Raw genomic sequence first — 25,361 nt, 5'->3', positions numbered from 1 at the left:
TTATTCAAGTAAGAAATGCGCTCCTTTTTGGGGCGCATTTTTGTTTAATGAAGATTTTTGTTTCGGGAAGAAATGGTCGCCAATCTTTTCTAAACTTCCGTATCGTTCTGCTACTTTTTTAAGATTCTTTTCACTCAACTTCGCCCTACCTTCTAACTCATTGTCGATTCTATATTTGGAACAAGATAATAACCATTTGTTTTTAGTGGTTATTTTTTAGCATTACATGCTTAAAAATCGTCATTTTTAAGTTTAATGTTTTTATTTGCTGTTCGTCTTTATCCTTATCCCGCTTCTTTTTATTGTTTTACATTTTATATGCATTTGGTTTGTCATAATTGAGCTATAACTAATAAAAAGGTTACCGATATACAGTGGAATGTAAAAATGGAGCTTTATATGAAAAGATTTTATCTGATGATGCCTCTGCTCTTAACCTCATTTAGTTGGCAAGCGAGTGGAGCGTCAGTGAGCGGTACGATTGATGTTTCAATTAACCTTGTACAAGGTTGTGTGATTAATGGAAATAATGCGGTAGATGCAGCTTCTGGCGTTGGCTTTGGCTCACTCGCCTTTGGAGACGTGCCTGCAATCTTCAGTGAACAAGATGGTGTGGTAAATGGTGGTAGTGCGACGGGTATTGAAGTGCTTTGTAGTAACGGTGTGACACCGACGTTTACATTGGGCACCGGATTGTATGATGCAAGTGCGACCGTTGGTACCTACGCGATGTCAAATGGCGCGCAATTTATTGATTATACGTTGTTTACCGACTCAGACCGAAGCACACAAATTATACAAGGCGGGACGGTAGCTCTGTCTGAATTTACTAGTGCAACATCGCAAACTATTGAGCTTTTTGCGAAAGCTTACGGTACGAGCAGCATTGCCGGTACATACTCCGATACCATCAGTGTGACGCTAAGCTGGTAAAACGTGACGCTGGTTGTTAGGGGCTTTTCACTTGTCGCGATGAGTTTGTGCTCTTTAACTGTGCTGGCTGATGCGACACAAACTTTTCAGGTGTCTGCCACCGTAGATACAGGTTGTTTGATTAACGGCGCAGTACAAGAAGAAAGCGCAACCCAAGCCGGGCAAATAGGCACGTTAGATTTTGGTGAGCATTCTTCAGTTTACGCGACGGAAGTACAAGGCAGCATCACTTACAGTTCATCACTCACATTAAGCTGTACTCCGGGTATTACGATGAATGTTTCCGTAAATGGCGGGATGAATGCATCGGATGGTGTACGTAAGCTAAAGCACAGTGAAGAAGCGACAACGGTAGATTACTTTTTGTTCCAGGATCTAAATTACACGCAGGTGCTTGATATTGACACGCAATATTCCGTCGATACTGACCAAGACCCAGATAATATTCAGTTTCCTATCTGGGCAAAGGCGACAATAAATGGGAATGAAATGGCTGGAATTTATATGGATACGCTTACGCTGACATTAGAGTGGTAAGTGAACTTTGGAGGGGTGAAATGGAATTCATACTCAAAAAACTATTATTAATAGCCTTCCTTTTTGTTTTTTTCTCAAATGCCAACGCTAACTCATTATTAATTTGGCCGATTTACCCCAAAATATCAGAGGAGAGCAATGCAACATCACTTTGGATGGTAAATAAAGGCAGTGTTGATTCTTATTTACAGGTGAGAATTTTTAAGTGGGAACAAAACGAAGGAGAAGATAGCTATTCAAGTCAAAGCCAGTTAATTGCAACCCCTCCGTTTGTCAAAATTGAACCAGGTGAAAAGCAGTTAATCCGCATCATCAACCAAGATGAAGCCTCTGCGGGTAAGGAGTATGCATACCGAGTGATCATAGATGAATTACCGCCAACTCAAAACCCTCAAACAGAATTGACGGAAAATGAACTCGCTGTAAAAGTCCGAATGCGTTACTCGATACCTTTGTTTATTTACGGGAAAGGGCTGACTGATACTCAAAAACCAAACCGTGACAGTGAATTATGGGATGATTTACAGGCACAGTTTATTAAGAAAAATAATCAGCGTTTTGTTCACATTAAAAATTCAGGAAAACACCATGTTCGCTTAGTGAATTTACAATTGAACCTACCAAATAAAGATCCTGTCGTTATTTCCGATGGACTAGCTGGCTATATTCTTCCTGAACAGTATAAGGTTTGGTCTATTCCCCATAGTAATGTCAGACCTATGAGTTTGAGCGCGAATATTGGAGGTAAACGTTACCAAATACCATTGAAGCAATAATGAATAGATTTAATACAATGAATGCTTTCTTTTGGTTGGTATTACTTAGCGTAACGTGGAGCAGTATTGGTCTTTGTGCAAATTCAGCAAACCACTTCTCTGAGCTACCGAGTCCTGAAAATTTCTCTTTAGAAAAGTTTGAGAATATCAGCCTCAATCTGGAGTTGGTGATCAATCAAAGAGCAACAGGGCTTGTTGCGAAAGTTGAGCGAGTTGGCGATCAGTTCTTTTTGCTCCGGGAGGACCTCATTTCAGTTGGGGTTACCGCCAAGTCGTTGCCTGGAACCGAAGAGAGACTTGAGGTTACGTCTATCCCAGGTGTTAACGTGCGTTACTTGCAATCGTCATTGCAACTTGCAATTGACGTACCGCCTAATTGGTTACCGATGCAGAACTTATCAGCGCAGGATATGGGGCGATTTTCCCCGGCTCAGTTTGGGCGTGGTGGCCTGCTTAACTACAACGTATTTGGTGTGTACGAGAACGAAAGCCGACAAAAGGAGGTTTCTATCAATCATGAAGTCAGAGCCTTTTCTGAGTTTGGCGTTTTTTCTACTACCGGGATATTTAAATCTAACTTTCATCGCGATGTTCAGTCCCAGCAAAGCAGCCAGTACACTCGTTTTGATACGAGTTACGAGTACGTCAATCAAGAGAAGCGAATTCGTATGGAGGTAGGGGACTATATTGTTCGCCCTTTATCTTGGAGCCAACCAGTAAGACTGGCGGGTATTCAGTTGTCGCATGATTTCTCTATGCGTCCGGATGTCGTGACGACGCCGTTACCTGCATTTTACGGTGAGGTCACAGCGCCCACTACGTTAGATTTGTTTATCAATGGCTTTAAAACTGACTCAATGAATGTTGGGCCCGGTCCTTTCATTATTAACGATATTCCAATGCTCTCTGGTGCTGGGGAAGCAACGGTAATTGCAACGGATGCTCAAGGTAAGCAAACGGTCATGACCAGCCCATTTTTTCTCTCTTCCGATCTACTCAAGACCGGATTTACATCTTACAGTGCGAGTATTGGTGCGATCAGAGAAAATTTCGGTAATGCATCTAACGACTATGGAGACGGTGGCGTGGTTACCGCTCTGCGTCATGGCATGACTGATTGGTTAACATTAGAAGCTCAAGCCGAAGCAAAAGATGACCTGATCGTTGCGGGGCTGGGCTTTGTCACCAATGCTTTCAATTTAGGTACGGTGGATGCCTCGTTTCGTGTGAGTAATTTTCAGGATCAATCTACCTCATATGCGCTAGGTTATAGTTATCAGTCTCGGCGGTTTAGCTTCGCTGCTCGAACTCAAGTAGAACAAGCCGACTTTTATACCTTATCTCATTTACCAAATTACGAAATGCTCGATGACGGCAAGGACGCTTCACTCGCGTCGCGCCATCTATCACAAATCAATATGGGAGTCCGTTTGGGAGATTGGGGCTCACTTTCTGGTGGGTACTTTGATATTCAACAATCCGACTCAGATTCACGTACCCTAAATCTTACTTATAGCTACGCTCTGCCTTTTAATATCAATATGTCCCTGTCTTACAACCATAGTATTGGTGGTCAGAGTGTTACGTTGGCGCAATTCTCTCTACCTTTCAGTTCTTTGGGGGGAAGTTCGGGGCTAACGCTGAAAAGAGAGGATGATGGCGATGTGCGAGGGCGAGTGGGTTACAGCCGCCTTGCGCCAATACGAGGTGGATGGGGCGTCAATTTAGCGCATGATATTAACGAACACCCAGAAAACCGTAAACAGGCTGATTTGACCTACCGTGCGTCATGGGCGCAGTTCAGAGCGGGGTTAAATGGCACCAGTGGCGACTATGATTATTTTGCGGAAATGGCAGGTTCGGTCTCTACGTTGGATGGAGAAATATTCCCAGCGAATGAAGTGTATGACAGCTTCGCTGTGGTGAGCACCAGTGGTTTTGAAGGTATTCCGGTTAAATATGAAAATCAAATTGTCGGAGTGACAGATGATGAAGGTTACTTACTTGTTCCTTGGGCTACGGCGTATTACACCGCCAAATATGAAATCGATCCACTTAATTTACCTGCCAATGCTGCGTTTTCTGCAACAGAGCAGTTTGCTTCGATACATTCGGGCTACGGCTACCTGTTAGAGTTCCCAATAGAGCTACAAATTGCACTGAGCATGACGGTGGTAGACGAAAATCATTTGTTCCTTCCGATTGGTACATATGGCCGCTCAGAAACGGGCTTAACAAGCCAAATTGGTTGGGATGGTTTTACGTACTTTGAAGGCGTTGACCCAGGCCGCTATATTCAGTTTTATCCTCAAGGACAGTCGCCATGTAAAGTGTTTATTGAGGGGTTGTATCAGCGTGACAGTCAAAAAATACAAACATTGCCTGAGCAGGTTTGTATCAAAGCCGAAGAAGAGACCGCACTATGATTTTGCGCAGCTGGTTTGCTAGCCTACTTCTCTTTTTCTCGTGCTCGACAATGGCTTGTCAGCTCACGGCGGCAGCACCTTTAATCTTGTTTGGCAATGTTTCTTCGTTTACTGTTTCAAGCTCTCAGCAGCAAAGCTCAGCTCAGCCTCATGCGGGGATTACGTGTGACTTTTCTACACTTGTGTCTTTGTTAAGTGGCGACTACGTATCAGCAACGTTTAACAGTATAAATAATGGTTTGCTATTAAATGAGGATGATTCGAGTTCGGAGCTCAGCTATCAGATTTTTGGCGATCCAGGTTTTTCACAAGAGTATGTATTCGGCCAAACTTACAATTTTTTTGAAATCGGGTTACTCGATTTACTCGGGTTGTTTGGCACTCAAGCCGAGTTTCCGCTCTATGTTCGGACGGGAGTGGGTAGTAATCTTTCCGCTGGGACTTATAAAGACCAAATCACCGTATCCTGGATTTGGGATTACTGTAAGGGTATCGGGGTTCTAGGGGTATGCATTGGCCGCGCCAATGGCAGCGCTCAAAGCGTGATTACGGTTGAGTTGGAAGTGACCCCTGATTGTATGATCACAGCGCCAGATATTGATTTTGGTTCGTCCCCATTAGTGGCCGGTTTTGAACCAGTCAGTCAGGTTATATCGTTAACTTGTACCAAGAATAGTTCCTTCTCCATTGGCTTGAATGACGGCCTAAATGCGTCCGGCGGTCAGCGGCGAATGATTTCTAGTGGTCACTATTTGGAGTATGAAATCTATAAGTCATCAACGATGGAGCGCTGGGGAGGAACCAGTTCTGAACGTCGTGAACACAGTGACGTCGATACTGGCGGCTCTATTCCTGATGGTATCACTCCACAGAATTATAATTATCGCGCGCAGATACTAACCAGCCAAACGACCCCTCCTGCAGGTACTTACACCGACTCAATAATCGTTGACGTTCAATTTTGAGCATCATGTCAATTACATCATTAGAGGCTTCTATTCCAAAAATCTTTTGTAATCATAGTTTTCACTCTGTCACTGCTTAATTTTGTGAGATTAGTATGGCTTTATTCTCACGGAATTTAACTTTCAGAAATAAGGAAAATGATGAAGAAGTCACTAACAACATTAGGTTTGGCACTGGTATTTACAGGAACAGCTTATGCAGCAAGCTGGGGCTACGAGGGAAACCATGGACCTGCTCATTGGGGTGAGTTTGCATCTGAGTGCGCAAAAGGTCAAAACCAGAGCCCAATCAACATTGAATCGGTGACCGAAGCGAAGCTAGAAAAATTGAATTTCGACTACGAAGGTAAGGCAATTTCACTGCTGAACAACGGTCACACTTTACAGACTGGTTTAGAAGGTAAAAACACACTCACCATTGATGGTAAAGAGTTTACGTTGAAACAGTTCCACTTCCATACGCCATCTGAAAACCATGTGGACGGTAAAGAATACCCTCTAGAAGCACACTTTGTGCATGCCGACAAAGTAGGTCATCTAGCTGTTGTCGCGGTGTTCTTTAAACTGGGTGACGCGAACCCAGATCTAGCTAAGATGCTAGCTAACATTCCAACTAAAGATCAAGATGTTACCATCAAGGTTCCATTTGATGCTGATGCCCTTACCCCAAGTGATAAAGACTACTACCGCTTTAACGGCTCACTAACGACACCGCCATGCTCTGAAGGTGTACGTTGGTTGGTGATGAAAGAAGCACAAACTATTTCTCCTGAGCAGATAAAATCTTTTTCGGAAGTAATGGGGAAAAACAATCGCCCAATCCAACCGCTGAATGCACGTATGGTGTTAACGCAACAATAACCACTTCATGCGAAGAAAAATAAAAAGCCCGCTTAAACACAGCGGGCTTGATTATTTGGGTATTGGTGAGAACTAGAAGCCGTGATCTTCTTGCTCTTCCGCTTTTACCATTTGTATAGGATCAAGCTTAAGCGTCTGAGTAGGGAACGCGATATCTGCATCGTGTTCTTTAATGATGTTGATTACCTTAAGCAGTATGTCCTGCTTAACCTCATGGTATCTCACCCAATTCACGGTTTTAGTAAAGGTATAGATAAAGAAGTGCAATGATGATGGACCGAATGTATCGAAGTTGACGATAAGTGTTTGGCGTGCATCAATGTCTTTGTGATTTTTCAGCATTTCTTTTACCGCGGTGATAATTTGCGGCATTTTTTCAGCATCGTCGTAACGAAGTCCAATTTTTTCGTAGATACGTCGGTTCAGCATGCGAGATGGGTTTTCTACGACAATGCTGCTAAACACTGAGTTTGGCACATACAGTGGACGCTTATCGAAAGTTCGGATAATGGTCATACGCCAGCCAATGCGTTCTACCGTCCCCTCTATTTGTCGGTCTGGAGAACGGATCCAATCGCCAACTTTAAATGGACGATCGAAGTAGATCATAAGACCTCCAAAAAAGTTAGACAGCAAATCCTTCGCCGCTAAACCGACGATCAAACCACCAACACCACCGAAGGTAAGTAGGCCCGATAGTGACAGACCAAATGCCTGCATTACGGTTAGAATTCCGACGGTAATAAAGAACAGGCGCGCGACCTTAGCTATCGCTTGTACTGTTGTTTCATCTCGGTTCTTTTGTTCGAGAACATGCTCTTCAACATTGGTAATGAGCCGCATAACGGTCCATACGAAGATGCTGATGATTAAAATCAGTTTCAGCGTACTTAACCAGTTTATTTTATCGTTGAGCTCGCTCTCTAATATGATGCCGATAGAGACGGTTGCAGGCCAACACCAAATGAGTGTACTGACTGGCGCTTTTAGCGCATCAAGCAACATGTCATCCCAGTGGAAGGGCGTTTTCTCTACGAGCGCAGCGAGGCGAGAGCGAATCAGCCGCCAAGCTATCCAAGCTATAAAGCTAGCGAGCGTAATGAAAAGGACGCTTCCACTCCAATTTTGATGAGACGTTTCAATGTAGCTTTGTAATTCGGTAAACCACTGTGGCATATGTAACTTATTTCTAGTGAACCATGGAAGGAAAGGTAGCAGATATTACTCCTTCACCCCAGTGATTTCCTTTAAATCATTTACTTATGTCTAAACCGCCGAGATGGACTTTTCCTTCCAATGACAAGAGAGTTACCTTTACGTTTTGCTGAGCGACCGCCTCATGCATGTTCAGAGGTACGCTACCAATGATTGAGGGTTGATATTTGGACGATCAATTATAACTTCTCTGACTTATCGCTAACATTTATCTTAAGTAAGTGTGAGAGTGTATTGACTCTTGAATTAGCGGAGGCAGATATGGAATTTACAGAGCTGGATCGAAACGCGCTCTACGACATCTGGATGTCACAAAAAGCCAAAATGCACATCACTCAAATGGAAATGGCGAAGCGCCTTGGTTTGAGTCTACACGAGTTTTCTGGCTTGTTACGTGGTAATTCTCCACTGACGCTAGGTTTTGTAAAACAGCTATGCGAGCAGCTACATGTACGTCCTGGTCAGGTGATTCCGTCTTTGACGGAGCGTGATCTATCTGCATCTGGTACCGTTTATTTACAAAATCGTGTGACGGTGGATGGCGATATCAGTAACGTGTTTATCGACGGAAACCAAGTCGTGATCGAGTACGTTCACCAAGTTAGCTAGCTTGCTCGTCAAATTATCGGGTTGAAGAGCAATAAAAAACGAGCCGCTGTTGGCTCGTTTTTTCGTTTCTGTTTTGCTCGCTTGCAAAGATTATGGGATTTTCACTAGCGAATCGCGTGAAAGATCCGCGATAGACTTAGCGCCAGTCAGCGTCATTGCTACACGCATTTCTTTATCGTACAGATCCAGTAGGTTTTCAACGCCTGCTCCGCCTTGTGCTGCCAATGCGTACACAAATGAACGGCCAAGAAGCGTACAGTCTGCACCAAGTGCGAGCATACGAACGACATCAAGACCAGTACGAATACCAGAGTCTACGAAGATCTTAAGATCACCTTTTACCGCATCCGCAATGCTTGGTAGTGCTTTAGCGCTTGAAAGTACGCCATCTAACTGACGGCCACCATGGTTAGATACCACAATGCCATCTGCGCCGAAACGTACCGCATCTTTCGCGTCTTCTTCATCTAGAATGCCTTTGATAACCATTGGGCCATCCCAAAAATCACGAATCCACTCAAGATCTTTCCAGGAGATAGAAGGGTCGAAGTTTGCGCCTAACCAGCCGATGTAATCTTCTAGCTTTGTTGGTTCGCCACGATAAGTTGAGATGTTACCTAAGTCGTGCGGTTTACCAAGTAGACCCACATCCAGCGCCCAGCTTGGGTGGCGCATCGCCTGGAATACACGACGCATGGCCGCGTTAGGGCCACTCATACCTGAGTGCATGTCACGGTAACGTGCGCCAGGAACTGGCATATCAACGGTAAACACCAGCGTTGTTACGCCTGCTGCTTTTGCACGCTCAAGTACGTTTTTCATAAAGCCACGATCTTTAAGCACGTAAAGCTGGAACCACATTGGACGTTCAATTGCAGGTGCGACTTCTTCAATCGGACAAACCGAAACAGTCGACATAGTAAATGGGATGCCTTTTTTCTCGGCTGCTTTTGCTGCTTGCACCTCGCCTCGGCGCGCGTACATACCAGTTAGACCAACAGGAGCTAGCGCGATTGGCATTGCCAGTTTCTCACCGAAGATCTCGGTGTCGAGGCTCAAATCTGTCATATCGCGTAGGACGCGTTGGCGAAGAGCGACATCACCTAAATCGTCAGTATTACGCTTCAGCGTGCGTTCGTCGTAAGAGCCGCCATCAATATAATGGAATAGAAACGGGGGAAGCTTGGATTTCGCGGCAGCGCGGTAGTCAGTAGAAGCTGAGATAATCATAATGGTGTCCTAGCGGTTATTCTAAGCAAAGTTGTGGAGCAATTTGCTCTTTCGTTGAGCCTTCATCGCAAAGCAGTGAAGACATCAAAATGAGTATAGTTACCTATGGTTCACTTACGTTTGAATCGGTGATGTTGGTAACCCATTTACATAATTGGTTGAAAAATTTTGTTAAATCACTCAATCAGTTATGCAAACTGGAAAGGGTGACACAGCTGTCGGGGGAATTGATGTAGCAAGCTAAATCAACATGTCGGGGTAGTAGTGCAGACAGCTGTGTCAAATTAGGCAGGGTTGTAAACCCTGCATTTCGCGTTACTTCATTAAGACATCTGTCATTTGGAAGCCATAAATTAGCACCAATCCAATAATGCCTGTCATTACAATGTAGTAGAACGTAGGGATAATCGTCTTACGCAATGTTGCGCCTTCTCGACCAAGCAAACCTACCGTGGCTGATGCGGCAACAACGTTGTGAATCGCAATCATGTTACCTGCAGCAGCACCGACGGCCTGGAGTGATACAACAATCACACTCGAAATAGACAACGTTTGTGCCACTTCGAATTGGAACTGGCTGAACATCATATTTGATACCGTGTTTGAGCCAGCGATGAACGCACCCAGTGCACCAACGGTGGCACTCAGCGCTGGGAACGCAGAACCAACAAGGTCAGAGGCGAAGTTTGCGGTTGTGACGGGCATACTTGCTAGGTCAGCACCGTTGATGCCTGAGTTGATAAAGATACGAACCATCGGAATGGTAAATACCAAGACAAAACCCGCCCCAATCAGTGTTTTGCTTGACTCGCCAAATGCTTCACGCAATGGCTTTACGCTGCCGCTTTGTAACATTGCAGCAAGTAGTGCGACAAACACCAGAATGCCACCAGGAAGGTATAACGGCTGAATCGCAGCGCTAACGCCAGTCTCACCAAGAATGTTGCTGAACGACAAACTTACGCTTTGTACAAAGCCTTTCAGCTCAGGGCTAACGCGGCTTGCGACGAGAATAACTGCCAGCATTACATATGGAACCCAAGCTTTTACGATGCTCATTGGCTTGCCCGGATTGTCGTTTAGATCGACTTTTAGCGAACCTAACCACTCTGCAGGCCATTTGTCTTCGCTTTCGAAATCCCACTTAGTCTTTGGTACTAAGAAGCCTTTTTTCGCTGCGGTAACAACGATAGACAGACCAACCAAACCACCGATAAGTGAAGGGAACTCTGCGCCCAAGAATACGCCGGTTAACGCGTATGGAACGGTGAAAGAGACACCAGCGAATAACGCAAATGGTAGAATATCCAGGCCTTCACTCCAGCTTCTGTTCTTGCCGAAGAAACGTGTTAACATCATCGCCATTAATACCGGGATCATCGTACCTACGACTGCGTGAATGACAGCAACGTGAGCTGTGATATCTTGCAGGTACATTTCCCACGTTGCACCTTGTGCGGCCAACGACTCACTGATGTTATGCGTGTCTAAACCTTTGTTTACACCTACGATGATAGGCGTGCCTACCGCGCCGAATGAAACAGGCGTAGACTGAATCATCATGCCCATAAGGACAGCGGCTAGCGCAGGGAAGCCGATTGCAACCAGTAGTGGTGCAGCGATTGCTGCCGGGGTACCGAACCCAGATGCGCCCTCAATGAACGAGCCAAAGCACCAAGCAATGATGATGGCTTGTACACGGCGGTCAGCCGAAATATCGGTAAATCCATTACGGATTGTGGTGATCGCTCCAGTGTGTTTTAAAGTGTTGAGCAAGAAGATGGCACCAAACACGATCCATAGAACAGAGACAGTAATGCCTAGCCCTTGGAATACAGAAGCCAGTACGCGATTGGCTGACATATCCCAAAACATAAGTGCGATAGCGACGGTTAGACCGAACGCAACAGGCATGGCTTTTTTAGCAGGCCAGTTGAGACCAACCAATAAGATGGCGGCAACAACAATTGGCGAAAATGCCACTAGGGCAAGTAGGGTTTCACTCATTTGTACATCCTTCGTACGCTGACTTCTCGAACGGTGTCAATCCGCTGTAGAGGTGACTTTTTGTTGTAATGGTTTTGTTAATTTGGCGTGAATTTACTCCTTTATTTTTTGTTGATATAGGGAAATAATGAAAATAATTAATTCCAAAAGTGACATAATGGTATGAGAGCAGACGACTTAATCCTATTTTCTCAAGTAATCGAACTTGGCAGCTTTAGTAAGGTTGCAGAGGCAAATAACCTTACAAATTCGGTAGTTAGCAAAAGAATGGCGAGGTTGGAGGAAGAAATAGGGGCTCAGCTATTATATCGAACAACGCGCAAATTAACCTTGACCGAGGCAGGTAAGGTGTTACTCCACAGTGCTAAAAATGTGAAGCAGGCCACTCAGGAGGCTATGGATGCTGTTGCAGGCTTTGGAGAGAATGTGAGCGGTCATATAAAAATGTCCGTGCCGTGTATCTCTGGAGATTTGATACTTGCTGATGCTGTTGCCGAATTTTGTAACCTTCATCCGGGTCTGACCGTGGACATGTCATTGGATAATCGCTTTGTCGATTTAGTGGCTGATGGTTACGACTTAGTCATTCGAACTGGCTACCTAGCCGACTCCAGTTTGATCGCACGACATATTCTCGATTCCCAATGGGTGGTATGCGCGTCACCTTCTTATATTGCGAAAAATGGGAAACCGATCGAGCCGATTGATCTCACCACGCACAATTGTCTGCAATACGCTTACCAAACCACAGGTGCAACGGATTGGGAGTTTAAAGGAGAAGATGGCAATTACATCGTCAAAGTATCGGGCTGCTTTTCTACTGATAACGCGACCGCATTACGTAAAGCCGCTCTGGGCGGCCATGGTATTGCTTACGTCCCGCGCTGCTTGGTGTATCACGATATTCGCAATGGCCAACTGGTGGATATTTTTCCTGAATTAGTAGGTAAAAAGTTGGGTATCTACGCGGTGTATCCGTTTACTCGTCAACCACCGAACAAAGTGAAGCTGCTTATTGAGCACATTCGTGACCGATACTTGACGATATCTCATTATTTCTAGGTTCTTCATAGATTTAAAACAATGTCGTTGAAATCAAAATTGGGTGCTCTAAGGTAATCACCGCAATAAAACGATTGAAGATAAACAACTTAATAAAAACAACGGAGTAACACGGACGTTATGCATTACCCAAAAACACGTAAAGATTCTGTCGTGGACACTTATTTTGGTCACGACATTGCCGACCCTTATCGCTGGTTAGAAGATGATCGAAGTGAAGAAACCGCACAATGGGTTTCGGGTCAAAATTCGGTCACCTTCGATTTCCTTGGTCAGATACCGTACCGCCAACAAATCCGTGACTTAGTGGCGAACAGTCAAAACTACGAAAAATATTCCCAGCCATTTGTACGTGGTGACTACACCTACTTCTACAAAAACGACGGTTTGCAAAACCAAAGCGTATTGTATCGACGTAAAGGCGAGGGAGAAGCCGAGGTTTTCCTTGATCCAAATACTTTCTCCGAAGAGGGCACGACCTCTCTTGGCGAAGTCAGCTTCTCTAAAGACTGCCGTTTGGTTGCGTATTCCATCTCGGAAGGGGGCAGTGATTGGCGTAAGATCTTTGTCATTGATACGGAAACCAAAGAACAGTTAGAGCCTGAGATTGTTGATGCGAAGTTTACGTCGATTTCTTGGCTGGGCAGCAAAGGCTTCTATTACTCAAGCTACGATAAGCCGCAAGGCAGCGAGTTGTCAGCTCGAACTGAGCATCACAAGCTTTATTATCATGAACTTGGTACACCTCAATCTGAAGATAAAGTGATTTTCGGTGAGTTGGATACGCAAGTTCATCGTTATGTGTCTGGTACGACGACGACAGATGATCGCTTCCTCATTATCTCTGGCGCAGAATCTACATCGGGTAATCGTCTGTTTTATATCGATTTACAGTCTGACTCCCAAGCAATTGTGACGCTGCGCGATACAACGCAAGGCGACACCTACTTAATTGATAGCCAAGACGCAACCTTGCTGCTTTACACCAACCTAGACGCGCCGAATGGCAAAGTTGTCAGCTACAACACTCAGACAGAACAATGGGCTGACGTGATTGCTGAACAAGAACAGCCGTTAGAAATCAGCAAAGGTGGCGGTTATCTGTTTGCGACTTATATGGTAGATGTGCTTTCTAAAGTGCAGCAGTTTAACTACCAAGGTGAGTGGATTCGAGATGTACAATTGCCGGGAGAAGGCACGGCTTATGGTCTGGCGGGTAAAAAAGAAGAAACCACACTTTATTACACATTCACTAACTACGTGACGCCTCCGACGATCTTCTCATTTGATGTTGAGTCTGGTGAATCGACACTGTTTCAAGAATCAAAGGCACCGTTCGATCGTAATGAGTATGAATCAAAACAGGTGTTTTACACCTCAAAAGACGGCACGCAAGTTCCGATGATCATTTCATACAAGAAGGGCATTGCACTTGATGGTAGAGCACCAACCATGTTGTATGGTTACGGCGGTTTTAACATCAGCCTCACTCCAATGTTTTCTGGCAATGTAGCCAACTGGCTAGAGTTGGGTGGTATATACGCTGTCGCCAACATGCGAGGCGGCGGTGAATACGGTAAAGCCTGGCACAACGCAGGCACTCAGCAGCAAAAGCAAAACGTGTTTGATGACTTTATTGCGGCGGCGGAATACCTGATTGAAAACGACTACACTAGCTCGGATCGCCTAGCGATTCGCGGTGGTTCTAATGGTGGTTTGTTAGTTGGAGCGTGTATGACGCAACGCCCTGAACTATTCAAAGTCGCGCTGCCTGCGGTTGGCGTGCTTGATATGCTGCGTTACCACACGTTTACGTCTGGAGAAGGCTGGAAGTATGACTATGGCACGTCTTCGCAAAGCGAAGCGATGTTCCAATACTTGCTTGGCTACTCTCCTGTTCACAATGTAAAAGAAAACGTGCAATATCCTGCGACATTGGTGACAACTGCTGATCACGACGACCGAGTTGTGCCAGCACATTCGTACAAGTTTATTGCGGAGCTGCAAGACAAGCAGCAAGGCGCTAATCCAGTATTAATACGCATTGATGTCAATGCAGGTCATGGTGCAGGAATGCCGCTGAGTAAGCAAATTGACCTCACCACAGACGTGTATGCATTTACGTTACATAATATGGGTATTGAGTCGATTTAATGCCCTAGTTGTTCGAAGCTTCTGAGAATAAAAAAATGCCGCGACAGTGTCGCGGCATTTTTCATGGTTGGGGGAACTCAATTCATACTGTTTGCCAGTATTTGAGCCAGGTTGACTAAGTCTGACTCTTGAACCAACCAGTCTCGGCGGCCAAACCGAAAGGCAGCTACGCCATTCTTAAGACAAGATGAATTTATCACCTTTTCTTAATCCTAGTTTATGAATATGAAACTGTGATGAACCTAAGCCGCATTGTGCTGATTTTCACTGTTTTCAAGATCAAATGAGGCATCTATCAGTTTTTTCGTGTAGTCATTTTTAGGGTTTTGGAAAATCTTTTCGGCCGTACCTTGTTCCATGACCTCGCCCTTTTGCATGACTAGAACACGATCAGAGAGTGCTTTAACTACTGATAGATCGTGGCTAATAAACAAGTAGCCAATATTGTGTTTTTTCTGCAAATCTTTCAGAAGGTCAATCACTGTCAGTTGCACCGAGCGGTCTAATGCAGAGGTTGGCTCATCAAGCAGAATAAACGAAGGTTCAAGGATCAGTGCTCGCGCGATAGCAATACGCTGACGCTGGCCTCCTGAAAACTCGTGCGGATAACGGTTGATGGACGCGGGATCTAAGCGGACCTCACGGAGCACGTTGCGCGCTTTCTGCATACGTTCTTTTTTACTCAACATTGGTTGGTGGACAGTTAATCCTTCTGTGATGATCTCGCCGATAGTCATACGAGGAGAAAGCGAACCATAAGGGTCTTGGAATACCATCTGAACGTCTTTTTTCAGCTCAAAACGTTCTTTGTTTGTCAGCAAGGCCATATCTTGGCCTTTATATTCTATTTTGCCAGTTGAGGGCAGTAGACCTATCAAAGCTCGGCCGAGTGAAGACTTACCTGAACCGGACTCCCCAACGATCCCGAGGGTCTCTCCTTGTTTAAGCTCAAGAGAAATGCCTTTTACCGCTTCGAAGTACTCATTCTTGCTCGCAATAAAATGCGACTTTACCAAGAATTTGACTCGTATATCGTCGGCCTTTAAAAGCTGTGTAGCACTTTCGCTAATAGGCTCCTTACTGCCTTTAGGAATCGAGTTGATTAGCATACGTGTGTATTCGTGCTTTGGGTCCTCGAAGAGTATTTGCGTTTCGCCTTCTTCGACGACTTCTCCTTTACACATCACAATGACACGGTCTGCAAAGTGTTTTACGACGCCTAAGTCATGAGTAATAAATAGGATTGCCATGCCCATCTGAGCCTGAATTTCTTTAATCAGGTGCAACACTTCTGCTTGAACCGTGACATCCAACGCTGTTGTAGGTTCGTCGGCGATCAAAATATCGGGCTCGTTAATCAGTGCCATCGCAATCATGATGCGTTGCAATTGACCACCAGAAAATTCGTGTGGGTACTTGTTGTACGCTTTTTCTGGGTTTGGCATATGAACCAATTCAAACAGCTCTAACACCTTTGCTTTTGCTGTTCGTCTGTCGACCGGGCGGTGACACATGATGGCCTCAGCGACTTGGATACCCACCCGCATGTACGGGTTTAGTGAGGTCATCGGCTCTTGAAAAATCATGCCAATGCGATCACCGCGAATACTTTGCATTTCACGCTCTGTTTTATCCAAGATGGAGCTACCCTCGAACATGATGGATGAGTTTTCATGCAAAATAGCGTTGTCTGGCAGTAGTTTCATCAGTGCATTGGTTGATACTGACTTGCCAGAGCCAGATTCGCCAACGATGGACAGCGTCTCGCCTGCTTTTAAATCGAAGCTAACATTCTTTACTGCATCGACGATCCCATCGTTTGTCGTAAAGCTGACTGATAGGTTGTTCACCGAAAGAATGGTTTTAGAAGACATCACAGATCCTTGTGGTTGATAAAGCAAATGATACTCAAGCAATGGACAGTACAAACCTAGCTGGCCTCAATGCTTGAGCTTTAGATTAATTATACAGGTGAGAAGGCGAAGCTTTTGCCGAACTCATTGCTTGCAAATGTAAGAACTGCTCATGCGCGCGCGTTACGTGCTCGAGTTCTATCATCCATTGAGCATTACGTTGGGCAGAGCAAAATGCCGCCATGTGAGCTAATAAGTCTTCGCTCTGTTGACCAAGTAGGTGACCTACGCGCTCAATCAGTTCATGGCTCTCTAGCTGCAAAAATTGAAATAGCGCGTAAGTTTGATTGAGTATTGAGAACGCATCATGCTGTAAGCCGAGTTTGTTGAGAATCTCTGATTGCGTCACGCTAGCATCTCTAAGTCCCGTAATGAGACATACAAATTGGCAAGGTTTAGTTTGTGCATTTTCTAGCGCTAAATGAATGTGGTTGGGTAGATTGTTGAGCACGTCGTCATATAAACGATGAGCTTCTGGCCAATGGCCTTGTTCCATCAGTTGCTCCGCTTTTAAGTAGCGCATCCAGCATTGCTCAATATTCATATCCATCTCCACAACATTTGATTTGTTTAGATATTAAATGAAATTGATTATCAATTGCAAGTGCGTGTTAATATCACTTATGTGTTCATAAAATGTCCAATCAATCTAGGGTGGAAGGTAAATCACTTAAAATTAAGCAAATAATCTCTACACTCAAATAACGAAAATAAGAAAAAAGGAAGTGGATATGGCAATACTAAGATTGGAAGCTAAGCAGCTATATTCTGTAGCAGATCTAGAGAATATGCCATGTAAGTCGACCAAGGAGTTACCTCCAATTGATGAAATCGTGGGCCAAGAGCGCGCGCAAAAAGCGGTCGAGTTTGCGATGTCCATCAAAGAGAAAGGGTATAACATCTACGCCATTGGTCAGAATGGACTAGGTAAACGCACCATGATCTTGCGCTATCTGAATCGTCACCAGCACGATGCAGCAGCCCTGTTTGATTGGTGTTACGTTGCGAACTTTGAGGATACCCGTACACCAAAGGTATTAAAGCTGCCTTGTGGTATCGGAAATAAGCTACGTGTTGATATTGAAGCTTTAATGGGCAAATTATTGAATGCTTTACCCCTAGCATTCGACAATGAAATGTACTTTAGCCGCGCTGAGCGATTAAAAAATCAATTGGCAGCTAAGCAACAAAACGAGCTGGATCGTATTAGCCGAGAGGCAAAAGAAAAAGGCATCAGCCTAACACTGACTACACAGGGGGATTATCAGTTTGTCGCCATGAACGGTGATGAGCTTCATACGGAAGAGTCTTTTGATGTACTAAGCAAAAAAGAACAAGAGCAATTCAGCGATGCTATTGATGAACTCGAAGTGCGATTGCGCTCGATGGTTCGTGAGCTTACGGAGTGGGAAGAGACATACAGCGATAAAATCAAAAAGCTCAATGATGAAGTGACGCTTGATGTGATTACTCACTTCATCAAAAAACTCAAAGTGGATTACGCGCAATATTCCGAAATCAAAACCTACTTAACTGAGCTGCAAAAAGATATTGTTGAAAACGCAGATATCTTCCTTGACCAAAGTGGCGAGCAAGGCGAAATTGCGACGGCATCCTTGGATAAAAAATTGCCACGTCGTTATAAAGTGAACGTCTTGGTAAGCCGTAAAAGCAGCGAATTTCCTATCGTTGTTGAAGAAAATCCCAACTATCATTCACTCTTCGGGTCGATTGAGACTGCCACTTTCAAGGGAACGGTGTTTACCGACTTCTCGCTGATTCGCGCAGGGAGCTTGCATAAGGCGAATGGCGGCGTTCTATTAATGGATGCTCAGAAAGTACTTGAACAGCCTTACGTTTGGGATGGTTTGAAGCGCGCATTGCGTGCTCGTCAATTGAGTTTTACGTCTCTAGAAAAAGAAGTCACATTGACGGGGGCGGTATCACTCGATCCTGAACCGATTCCGCTTGATATCAAAATCATCTTGTTTGGTGATTACCGAACTTACCAATTACTCCAACATTACGATCCAGAGTTCAGCGAGTTGTTCCGTGTGACGGCAGATTTCGAAGACGAAATGAAACGTACGCCGGAGTCTGAGCTGCATTACGCGCGCTTTATCTCTAGCGTGGTGCATGACAACAATATGCTGCATTGCGATCGCAAAGCCATTGCTCGAATCATCGAATACAGCTCACGTTTGTCTGGCGACCAATCCAAGCTATCTCTACATTCGGCTAATATCGCCAACTTGCTTCGAGAGTCGAACTACGTGGCTCGTCAAGCCAACTCCAACATGATCCGTATTGGGCATGTTGAAGAGGCGCTCAATAACCAAGAAATGCGAGTAAGCCGATTACGCGATAACGTAATGGAAACCTTTATTAACGGCACAACGCTGATTCGCACCGAAGGAGAAGCCGTAGGCCAAGTGAACGCACTTTCGGTATTGAGCACTAGTGACTACATGTTTGGTGCACCGAATCGCATCACAGCGACGACGTGTTACGGTGATGGGGATGTTATCGATATCGAGCGAAGCGTGGATTTGGGAGGCAGTATTCACTCTAAGGGCGTGATGATTTTGTCTGCCTACTTATCTTCCGTATTTGGTAAAACGGCACGAGTGCCATTAACTACAACCATTACCTTTGAGCAATCTTATGGTGGTGTTGATGGTGATAGTGCCAGCATGGCTGAGTTATGTGCGGTTGTGTCTGCTTTTTCAAAGCAACCAAACCGACAAGACATTGCGATAACAGGGTCGATGAATCAATTTGGCCAAGCTCAGCCTATTGGTGGCGTAAACGAAAAGATCGAAGGATTTTATGATGTGTGTGTAATTAAAGGTCGTCATGACGGGCAGGGGGTCATTATTCCGCGCTCTAATGTTCACAATCTAATGCTTCGTTCCGACATCGTGAAAGCAGTCGAAAAAGGCGAGTTTAATATTTGGGCGATTGCCCATGTTACTGAAGCTATCGAATTGTTTACGGGGAAAGTTGCTGGTGAGCCAACCGATGAAGGCTCTTATCCAATCGATACCATTTTTGGCCTTGCTCAAGCCAAGCTCAATTCGTTGAGAAAATAGGCTGAAACCGTCCTAAATGTGAATGTATCTCATCATAAGTGATCATAATTTATCATAACGACAATATCCCGACGCCACTGTCGGGATATTGTCAATAACAGATTGAAAATGGAGAGTTTTTGTACTAGACAAAAGTGTGATCGACCTCTAATATTCGCCACTTGTTTATTCGTCTGGGATTTATCCCGTCGCAAGGAAGCATAGATATTCAAACTGCCGAAAAGTAACGTTGTTATAGGCACTGCTCGAATTTGTTTGGATATAGACATCACGCATACAACTGAGGCCCTGTCATGCAGTTATCACTGAAAAATTTGTCAGTACGAACGCAAATTTTGGTTCCGGTATTATTTACCGCGATTGTTTTGTTTATTGCTCTTTGGATTACTAAAAACAATCTTCAAGCAGAGCAAGATGTTATTGCTTCCAACCAAGAATCTTTGGTTTTTCACAAAGACACATTGGCGAGTATTGACGACCAAATTTACCCTCTGCGCATAAGCGCGGTTTACGCTATTTACGATGCTTCTCGTCGTGAGAATTTTCTAACCGAATTGAAAGAAGGCTTAAAGCAAGTTGATGCCGATTTAAGCGCAATTGAAACCCGAAACCTATTCCGTGACGATGCCGTTAAAGTTCGCCAAGCAATTGAATCCTATGTGCGATATTCAGAGCGCTCAGTTGCTTTCTTCAACCAATACGATCAAGGTTTGAAATCGGATAGCGAGTACCGTGCATTTGTCAAAGAGTATCGCAATGTTGGTCGAGAAATGGTCCAACAAATTAACACGCTATCAAAGCATGTAAACGAGCAAGCTGAACAATCTACTATCAGAAGTCATCAGCAAAATGAACGTGTGCAAAATAACGCTATGTTGACTGTTTTAGCGGTATTTGCTTTCTCATTGATAGGCGCTTGGTTCCTATCTGGCATGATTGTTACACCAATCCAAAAGCTGCAAGAAGTGATGCGTCAGTTAGCAATGGGTAATCTATCAGTACGTGCAGATGTCGATGGGGACAATGAGATCTCTAAGCTGAGCAAAGATGTAAACCAAACCGCAGAGCAGTTATACAACACTGTGGACCAGTTAACCCGTATTAGTGAGGAAGTTGCATCTGCATCGACCGAATTGGCTGCGGTAATGACGCAAGCGGAAGCGAACGCTCAACAAGAGTTGGCGGAGATCGAGCAAGTTGCATCTGCGGTTAACGAGCTTGCAAGCACTGCGAATAATGTGAGTGATAACGCGACCTCTGCTGACGCAACCGCTCGTGAAGCTGATGGACTTGCTCAATCAGGTTTGGCTATCTTCCAAGAAAGTGCGGAAGCAAGTGCACAAATGTCTCAAGCATTGAACGATGCAGCGCAAGTTGTTTTGCGTCTAAAAGAGCAATCTGTACAGATCAACGATGTTATTGAAGTGATTCGCGGCGTATCTGAGCAGACCAACTTGCTAGCATTGAATGCTGCGATTGAAGCGGCGCGAGCTGGTGAGTCTGGTCGTGGTTTTGCGGTAGTAGCTGATGAAGTACGCATGCTAGCAGCGCGTACTCAAGACTCGACACAAGAGATCCAAACGATCATTGAAGAGCTTCAAGCGCAGTCTGGGCTGGCGAATGACAGTATGCAAGTCAGCCTTGATATGCTTAGCCGCAACAACGAGCTGACGCAACAAGCGAATGAAGCGTTGGTTGGAATTACCGAGTCGGTCGCCAACATCAACGATTCAAACACGCAAGTCGCAACCGCAGCCGAAGAGCAGTCTCAAGTTACTCAAGATATCAATCGCAACGTGGTTAACATGTCGGAGCTTGTAAACCAAAATGTAGCGGGCATCAGCCAGAGTGCAAGTGCGAGTACTGAGCTTTCATTACTTGCAGAGAAGCAGAAAGAGCAATTAAGTTTCTTTAAGCTTTAATTTACCATCTACTTATCAAATCTCTAAATCCCTGAGTGAATGCTCAGGGATTTTTTTGTTTGTAATAATCGGATTTATTATCAATAAGTCTATCTAAAACAGTTAGTTAACAAGATTTTTTTGCGGGCAACATCACGTTTTGTGATATTGTTTTTACATTTTTTTCGTCAATTTTTTTTTGACGCGAACATTTTTTTTAACTCAACCGATAACTTGATGGTTGAGAGGTATTCATATCGTCATTTTAAGTGGTGTTTTCTTCTATAAGCGCTGTTTATTCAACACGTTGCGTGAAAAATAACAGCTGCTACTATGCCGCCAGTTTTCTCGTTGGTACAGAAAAGTCCTGTTTTTCTGGTGAGAAAATACATATAAAACAATGATATGGAAAATAACAATGAAATTAAAAACTTTAGCTGTAGCAGTGGCGCTAATGGCATCAGGATCTCAAGTTGTCGCTTCAGAACTATACAACCAAGATGGCACTTCTCTTGAGATGGGCGGCCGCGCTGAAGCGCGTCTTTCTATGATGGATGGTAAGGCAGAAGACCGTACTCGCATCCGTCTTAACTTCCTAGGCAAACAGGAAATCAATGAAAACCTATACGGCGTTGGTTTTTGGGAAGGTGAGTTTGTAACTAAAACTTATGATGTATTTGATTCTAAAGGTAACAAAGTTGGTGAGACAGATAGTCTTGAAACTCGTTACGCTTATGCGGGTCTGGGTGGCAAATACGGTGAAGTAACTTACGGTAAAAACGACGGCGCACTAGTGGTTCTTACTGACTTTACTGACATTATGGCTTACCACGGTAACACAGCAGCACTTAAACTGCCTGTTTCTGACCGTACAGATAACATGCTGTCTTACAAAGGCCAATTCGAGCAACTAGCTGTACGCGCTAGCTACCGTTTTGCTGATCGCACAACAGATGCACAAGGCTTTACAGACAACGAGGAAGATGGCTTCTCTCTATCTGGTGTTTACGCGTTTGCTAACACTGGTTTTGAACTAGGTGCTGGTTACGCAGATCAAAACGACAGCGATGAGTTCATGCTGGTAGCTGCATACTCTGTAGGTGACTTCTACTTCGCTGGTAACTACACTGGCGCGGATATGGATGTTGCAGGTAAGACTTTTGATTACAAAGGCTACGAACTAGCCGCTGCTTACACTATGGGTCAAACTGTATTCACTTCTACGTTCAACAAAGGTGAACTAGAAGACGCAGATACTGTAGAAAACCTAGCTGTTGATGTAACTTACTACTTCAAGCCTAACTTCCGTGGCTACGCATCATACAACTTCGATCTAATGGATAACGAAGGCGCGGCTGAAAAAGATGAGCTAGCGCTAGGTCTACGTTACGACTTCTAAGTCATGACTCTTATCTAAGATACTGCCTTATTCTTAGTAAATAAAACCCCTTACTGAAAAGTAAGGGGTTTCTTGTTTTCTAGCACTTCAAAGCTTCTTGATAAGCGATAGGGGTTATTAAATCTATCTTTTTAGTGTGAGCTTAGTCCCATCAAATTTGAGGTGACTGAGGAGGTTTTTAGCGTTGTTTTTACCAACCTCATCAAACTCCATTCCGTAGCGAGCATAGTGCGTTGATTTTTGTAAATTACAAATACGACCTCGCAACGGCGCTAGCATACGACTTTCTCCGGGCATCGTTAGATCCAATGAAACGTGGTCACCAACCTGAAGTGGTCGGCTCATCGGTGATGTTACAAAACGACAGCCACTACGAGATAAATCTCTTATTTCGCATTCAGTTCGATAGGCTTCTAAACAAACACGCGCTCTCAAATTTACTTCGTAACGCACTTCTTTGCGAAGCTGAAAGACCTGCATAGTGTTGGGTAGGTCTAGCACCAAAATTGGGTACGGATCGCCTAGTCGATGCTGTAATTGGGCCCGAAATGGGATAACGGCCCCTTCACCTCGATGAGAGTAGGCTTTTACATTGATCCAAAAGCCTTCTTGAAAATAGAACTTCAAGTCTTCATCGGAGATGTTCGGAACCTCTATCAATGCAGTATTATTTGAGTGACAGCCAACAAATGTGCTGGTTGTAATAAACTTTGTACCAACGGGGGTGGTGACGTTTAAGCTCACTTCACTGCCATGTTCGACCATTGCCATTGCATCGGTGCTATTTAATGTACTTGCCTGACGTTCTGGTGCCTTCTTGCTTTGCAGAGGTAGCTTGCCGTCTCTGGCAATTGGGCTCATATTTCTCATTATAATTGTCGTACCTGATGTGAGAAGGTAATCGCGTGAGGCGAAGCAGCACTCCCGCATGGTATCGATTTTATTCAGTGATATAGTTTGATTCAATCAATCTGTAACAAAAATTAGAGAGCAAGATATGCATAAAGTAACTCATGAGACCACGAATAGTACATTCTGGGTTGATTTAGAGCAGGGTTATAAAGCCAAGGTGATTTATCAGCTTAAGGGTAATGTCATGCACATTACATCAACGGTTGTTCCTGAAGCACTGCGAGGTAAGGGGTACGGAAAAGTGATGATGGAAGCGGTGTTGCCAGAAATTGAGTCACTCGGTTATCAAATCAAACCAGTTTGCCCATATGTTATTCACTACATGGAGAAGAACCAAACGTGGTCACATCTGCTCACATGATGAGTAACAACCACCAACGCTACCAAAATATTGGCCAGGAACTCAATCTCGGTAATTACCGCTCTGTAGAAGTCATACAATCGCTATGGGGAGGCTATGGGGAGTTAGTCCGAGTTACTTATTCTACTGGTTCAGTGATCATTAAGCATGTAAAACTCCCTAAGCCTTCAGAGCATCCTAGAGGCTGGAATACGGACCGTTCTCATCAAAGAAAGTTGCACTCTTATCAGGTGGAAGTGAATTGGTATGAGTATTTTTCCGGAGGGGTGGATACTCGCTGCCGAGTACCACAAGGTCTAAAAACGTTCCAATCGGAGAATGAATGGCTCATTGTGATGGAAGATCTCGCCGAGGTGGGCTTTCCAAAAGTCATCACAGATGCACAGCTAGAGCATCTACAAGCCTGCCTCACTTGGTTGGCGAACTTTCATGCGCGATACATCGATGTTCGTTCGGATAAGTTGTGGCATACCGGAACATACTGGCACTTAGCAACCAGACCCGACGAGCTTGAAGCATTGCAAGACACTGAGCTACAAAATGCGGCTCAATTGATTGATCAAACGCTTTCGCAAGCTAAGTTTAAAACACTAGTACACGGTGATGCCAAATTGGCGAACTTCTGTTTTGATGAAGAAGAATCAAGCGTTGTTGCGGTTGACTTTCAATACGTTGGATGTGGGTGTGCAATGAAAGATGTGGCACTGTTTATGAGTAGCGCCGTTAAGCCAGAACGTTGTGCAGAGATGGAAGTTTGGGTTTTGGATACGTATTTTGCTCAGTTGCAACACGCGCTAATTGTCTATCAACCGAATCTTGACCCTAATGAAGTCGAGCGTGAGTGGCGTCCTTTGTTTGCTGTGGCTTGGGCAGACTTTCAGCGATTTGTGAAAGGTTGGAGTCCCGACCACTGGAAGATCAATCCCTACACAGAAGCATTGACTCGCAGAGCGTTGGCTTACTTACGAAAGTGAGTCGAAGTTTAAAAAGAAAAGCCTCCAATTAGTA

21 protein-coding genes are annotated in these 25,361 nt (G+C 44.5%); 14 read left to right on the top strand and 7 right to left on the bottom strand.

Going from position 1 to position 25,361, the window contains the following annotated elements; translation table 11 throughout:
- The gene (locus tag R7E42_RS04825) at positions 1-138 is read right to left on the bottom strand and encodes a hypothetical protein (RefSeq protein WP_318072394.1); all 138 of its coding nucleotides are present in this window, start codon (positions 136-138) and stop codon (positions 1-3) included.
- Positions 139-387: 249 nt separating this feature from the next.
- Here R7E42_RS04825 and R7E42_RS04820 point away from each other — a divergent pair, with 249 nt between their 5' ends.
- The 6 genes from R7E42_RS04820 (at position 388) to R7E42_RS04795 (ending at position 6,498) form a co-directional block, all read left to right on the top strand.
- Positions 388-933, top strand: a complete 546-nt coding sequence (locus R7E42_RS04820) for a spore coat U domain-containing protein (protein ID WP_005375099.1) — start codon at positions 388-390, stop codon at positions 931-933.
- A gap of 39 nt (positions 934-972) precedes the next feature.
- Complete coding sequence (locus tag R7E42_RS04815) at positions 973-1,470, top strand: spore coat U domain-containing protein (RefSeq protein ID WP_017820521.1); 498 nt, start codon at positions 973-975, stop codon at positions 1,468-1,470.
- A gap of 20 nt (positions 1,471-1,490) precedes the next feature.
- On the top strand, positions 1,491-2,246 hold the full coding sequence (locus R7E42_RS04810) for a molecular chaperone (protein WP_169628864.1): 756 nt from the start codon (positions 1,491-1,493) through the stop codon (positions 2,244-2,246).
- Complete coding sequence (locus R7E42_RS04805) at positions 2,246-4,672, top strand: fimbria/pilus outer membrane usher protein (protein ID WP_372082160.1); 2,427 nt, start codon at positions 2,246-2,248, stop codon at positions 4,670-4,672. The genes R7E42_RS04810 and R7E42_RS04805 overlap by 1 nt, the downstream gene beginning before the upstream one ends.
- Positions 4,669-5,637, top strand: coding sequence for a spore coat protein U domain-containing protein (locus R7E42_RS04800; protein ID WP_318072393.1), 969 nt, complete (start codon positions 4,669-4,671; stop codon positions 5,635-5,637). The genes R7E42_RS04805 and R7E42_RS04800 overlap by 4 nt, the downstream gene beginning before the upstream one ends.
- A 141-nt stretch (positions 5,638-5,778) precedes the next feature.
- Complete coding sequence (locus R7E42_RS04795) at positions 5,779-6,498, top strand: carbonic anhydrase (RefSeq protein WP_318072392.1); 720 nt, start codon at positions 5,779-5,781, stop codon at positions 6,496-6,498.
- A 72-nt stretch (positions 6,499-6,570) separates the two neighbouring features.
- Here R7E42_RS04795 and R7E42_RS04790 read toward each other — a convergent pair whose 3' ends face one another.
- A complete protein-coding gene (locus R7E42_RS04790) occupies positions 6,571-7,674 on the bottom strand; it encodes a mechanosensitive ion channel family protein (RefSeq protein ID WP_005375107.1) in 1,104 nt (367 codons plus the stop codon).
- Between the two features lie 300 nt (positions 7,675-7,974).
- On the opposite strand from R7E42_RS04790, the gene R7E42_RS04785 reads away from it, so the two are divergent.
- Positions 7,975-8,322 carry a helix-turn-helix domain-containing protein gene (locus R7E42_RS04785; protein WP_005375109.1) on the top strand — a complete coding sequence of 116 codons (348 nt, stop codon included), beginning with the start codon at positions 7,975-7,977 and terminating at the stop codon, positions 8,320-8,322.
- Positions 8,323-8,412: 90 nt separating this feature from the next.
- Here the strand turns inward: R7E42_RS04785 and lldD are convergent, their stop codons facing one another.
- On the bottom strand, positions 8,413-9,552 hold the full coding sequence (gene lldD, locus R7E42_RS04780) for an FMN-dependent L-lactate dehydrogenase LldD (protein ID WP_318072391.1): 1,140 nt from the start codon (positions 9,550-9,552) through the stop codon (positions 8,413-8,415).
- A 315-nt stretch (positions 9,553-9,867) separates the two neighbouring features.
- Positions 9,868-11,559 carry an L-lactate permease gene (locus tag R7E42_RS04775; protein WP_005375111.1) on the bottom strand — a complete coding sequence of 564 codons (1,692 nt, stop codon included), beginning with the start codon at positions 11,557-11,559 and terminating at the stop codon, positions 9,868-9,870.
- A gap of 162 nt (positions 11,560-11,721) precedes the next feature.
- Here R7E42_RS04775 and R7E42_RS04770 point away from each other — a divergent pair, with 162 nt between their 5' ends.
- The gene (locus R7E42_RS04770; RefSeq protein WP_005375112.1) at positions 11,722-12,621 is read left to right on the top strand and encodes a LysR family transcriptional regulator; all 900 of its coding nucleotides are present in this window, start codon (positions 11,722-11,724) and stop codon (positions 12,619-12,621) included.
- A 120-nt stretch (positions 12,622-12,741) separates the two neighbouring features.
- Positions 12,742-14,775 carry a prolyl oligopeptidase family serine peptidase gene (locus tag R7E42_RS04765; protein ID WP_025768573.1) on the top strand — a complete coding sequence of 678 codons (2,034 nt, stop codon included), beginning with the start codon at positions 12,742-12,744 and terminating at the stop codon, positions 14,773-14,775.
- 242 nt (positions 14,776-15,017) lie between these two features.
- Here R7E42_RS04765 and R7E42_RS04760 read toward each other — a convergent pair whose 3' ends face one another.
- Both R7E42_RS04760 and R7E42_RS04755 read right to left on the bottom strand, forming a co-directional pair.
- Positions 15,018-16,649 carry an ABC transporter ATP-binding protein gene (locus tag R7E42_RS04760; protein ID WP_318072390.1) on the bottom strand — a complete coding sequence of 544 codons (1,632 nt, stop codon included), beginning with the start codon at positions 16,647-16,649 and terminating at the stop codon, positions 15,018-15,020.
- 85 nt (positions 16,650-16,734) lie between these two features.
- Positions 16,735-17,232, bottom strand: a complete 498-nt coding sequence (locus R7E42_RS04755; protein ID WP_017635485.1) for a hypothetical protein — start codon at positions 17,230-17,232, stop codon at positions 16,735-16,737.
- Between the two features lie 187 nt (positions 17,233-17,419).
- Here R7E42_RS04755 and R7E42_RS04750 point away from each other — a divergent pair, with 187 nt between their 5' ends.
- From R7E42_RS04750 to R7E42_RS04740, 3 genes are all read left to right on the top strand, one after another.
- Entirely contained in the window at positions 17,420-19,780 is a 2,361-nt protein-coding gene (locus R7E42_RS04750; protein WP_318072389.1) for an ATP-binding protein, read from the top strand.
- Between the two features lie 293 nt (positions 19,781-20,073).
- A complete protein-coding gene (locus tag R7E42_RS04745) occupies positions 20,074-21,702 on the top strand; it encodes a methyl-accepting chemotaxis protein (RefSeq protein ID WP_318072388.1) in 1,629 nt (542 codons plus the stop codon).
- 397 nt (positions 21,703-22,099) lie between these two features.
- Positions 22,100-23,080, top strand: a complete 981-nt coding sequence (locus tag R7E42_RS04740; protein ID WP_025768571.1) for a porin — start codon at positions 22,100-22,102, stop codon at positions 23,078-23,080.
- A gap of 123 nt (positions 23,081-23,203) precedes the next feature.
- On the opposite strand, the gene R7E42_RS04735 is transcribed toward R7E42_RS04740, so the two are convergent.
- Positions 23,204-23,950 carry a flagellar brake protein gene (locus R7E42_RS04735; RefSeq protein WP_042521645.1) on the bottom strand — a complete coding sequence of 249 codons (747 nt, stop codon included), beginning with the start codon at positions 23,948-23,950 and terminating at the stop codon, positions 23,204-23,206.
- Between the two features lie 127 nt (positions 23,951-24,077).
- On the opposite strand from R7E42_RS04735, the gene R7E42_RS04730 reads away from it, so the two are divergent.
- The gene (locus tag R7E42_RS04730) at positions 24,078-24,353 is read left to right on the top strand and encodes a GNAT family N-acetyltransferase (protein ID WP_005375124.1); all 276 of its coding nucleotides are present in this window, start codon (positions 24,078-24,080) and stop codon (positions 24,351-24,353) included.
- Entirely contained in the window at positions 24,350-25,327 is a 978-nt protein-coding gene (locus tag R7E42_RS04725) for a phosphotransferase (protein WP_132936476.1), read from the top strand. The genes R7E42_RS04730 and R7E42_RS04725 overlap by 4 nt, the downstream gene beginning before the upstream one ends.
- Positions 25,328-25,361: the final 34 nt, after the last annotated feature.

It is taken from the genome of Vibrio sp. Vb1337, from assembly GCF_033338715.1.
Classification (GTDB): Bacteria; Pseudomonadota; Gammaproteobacteria; order Enterobacterales; family Vibrionaceae; genus Vibrio; species Vibrio alginolyticus.
This window is presented reverse-complemented; position numbering and strand designations above follow the sequence as displayed.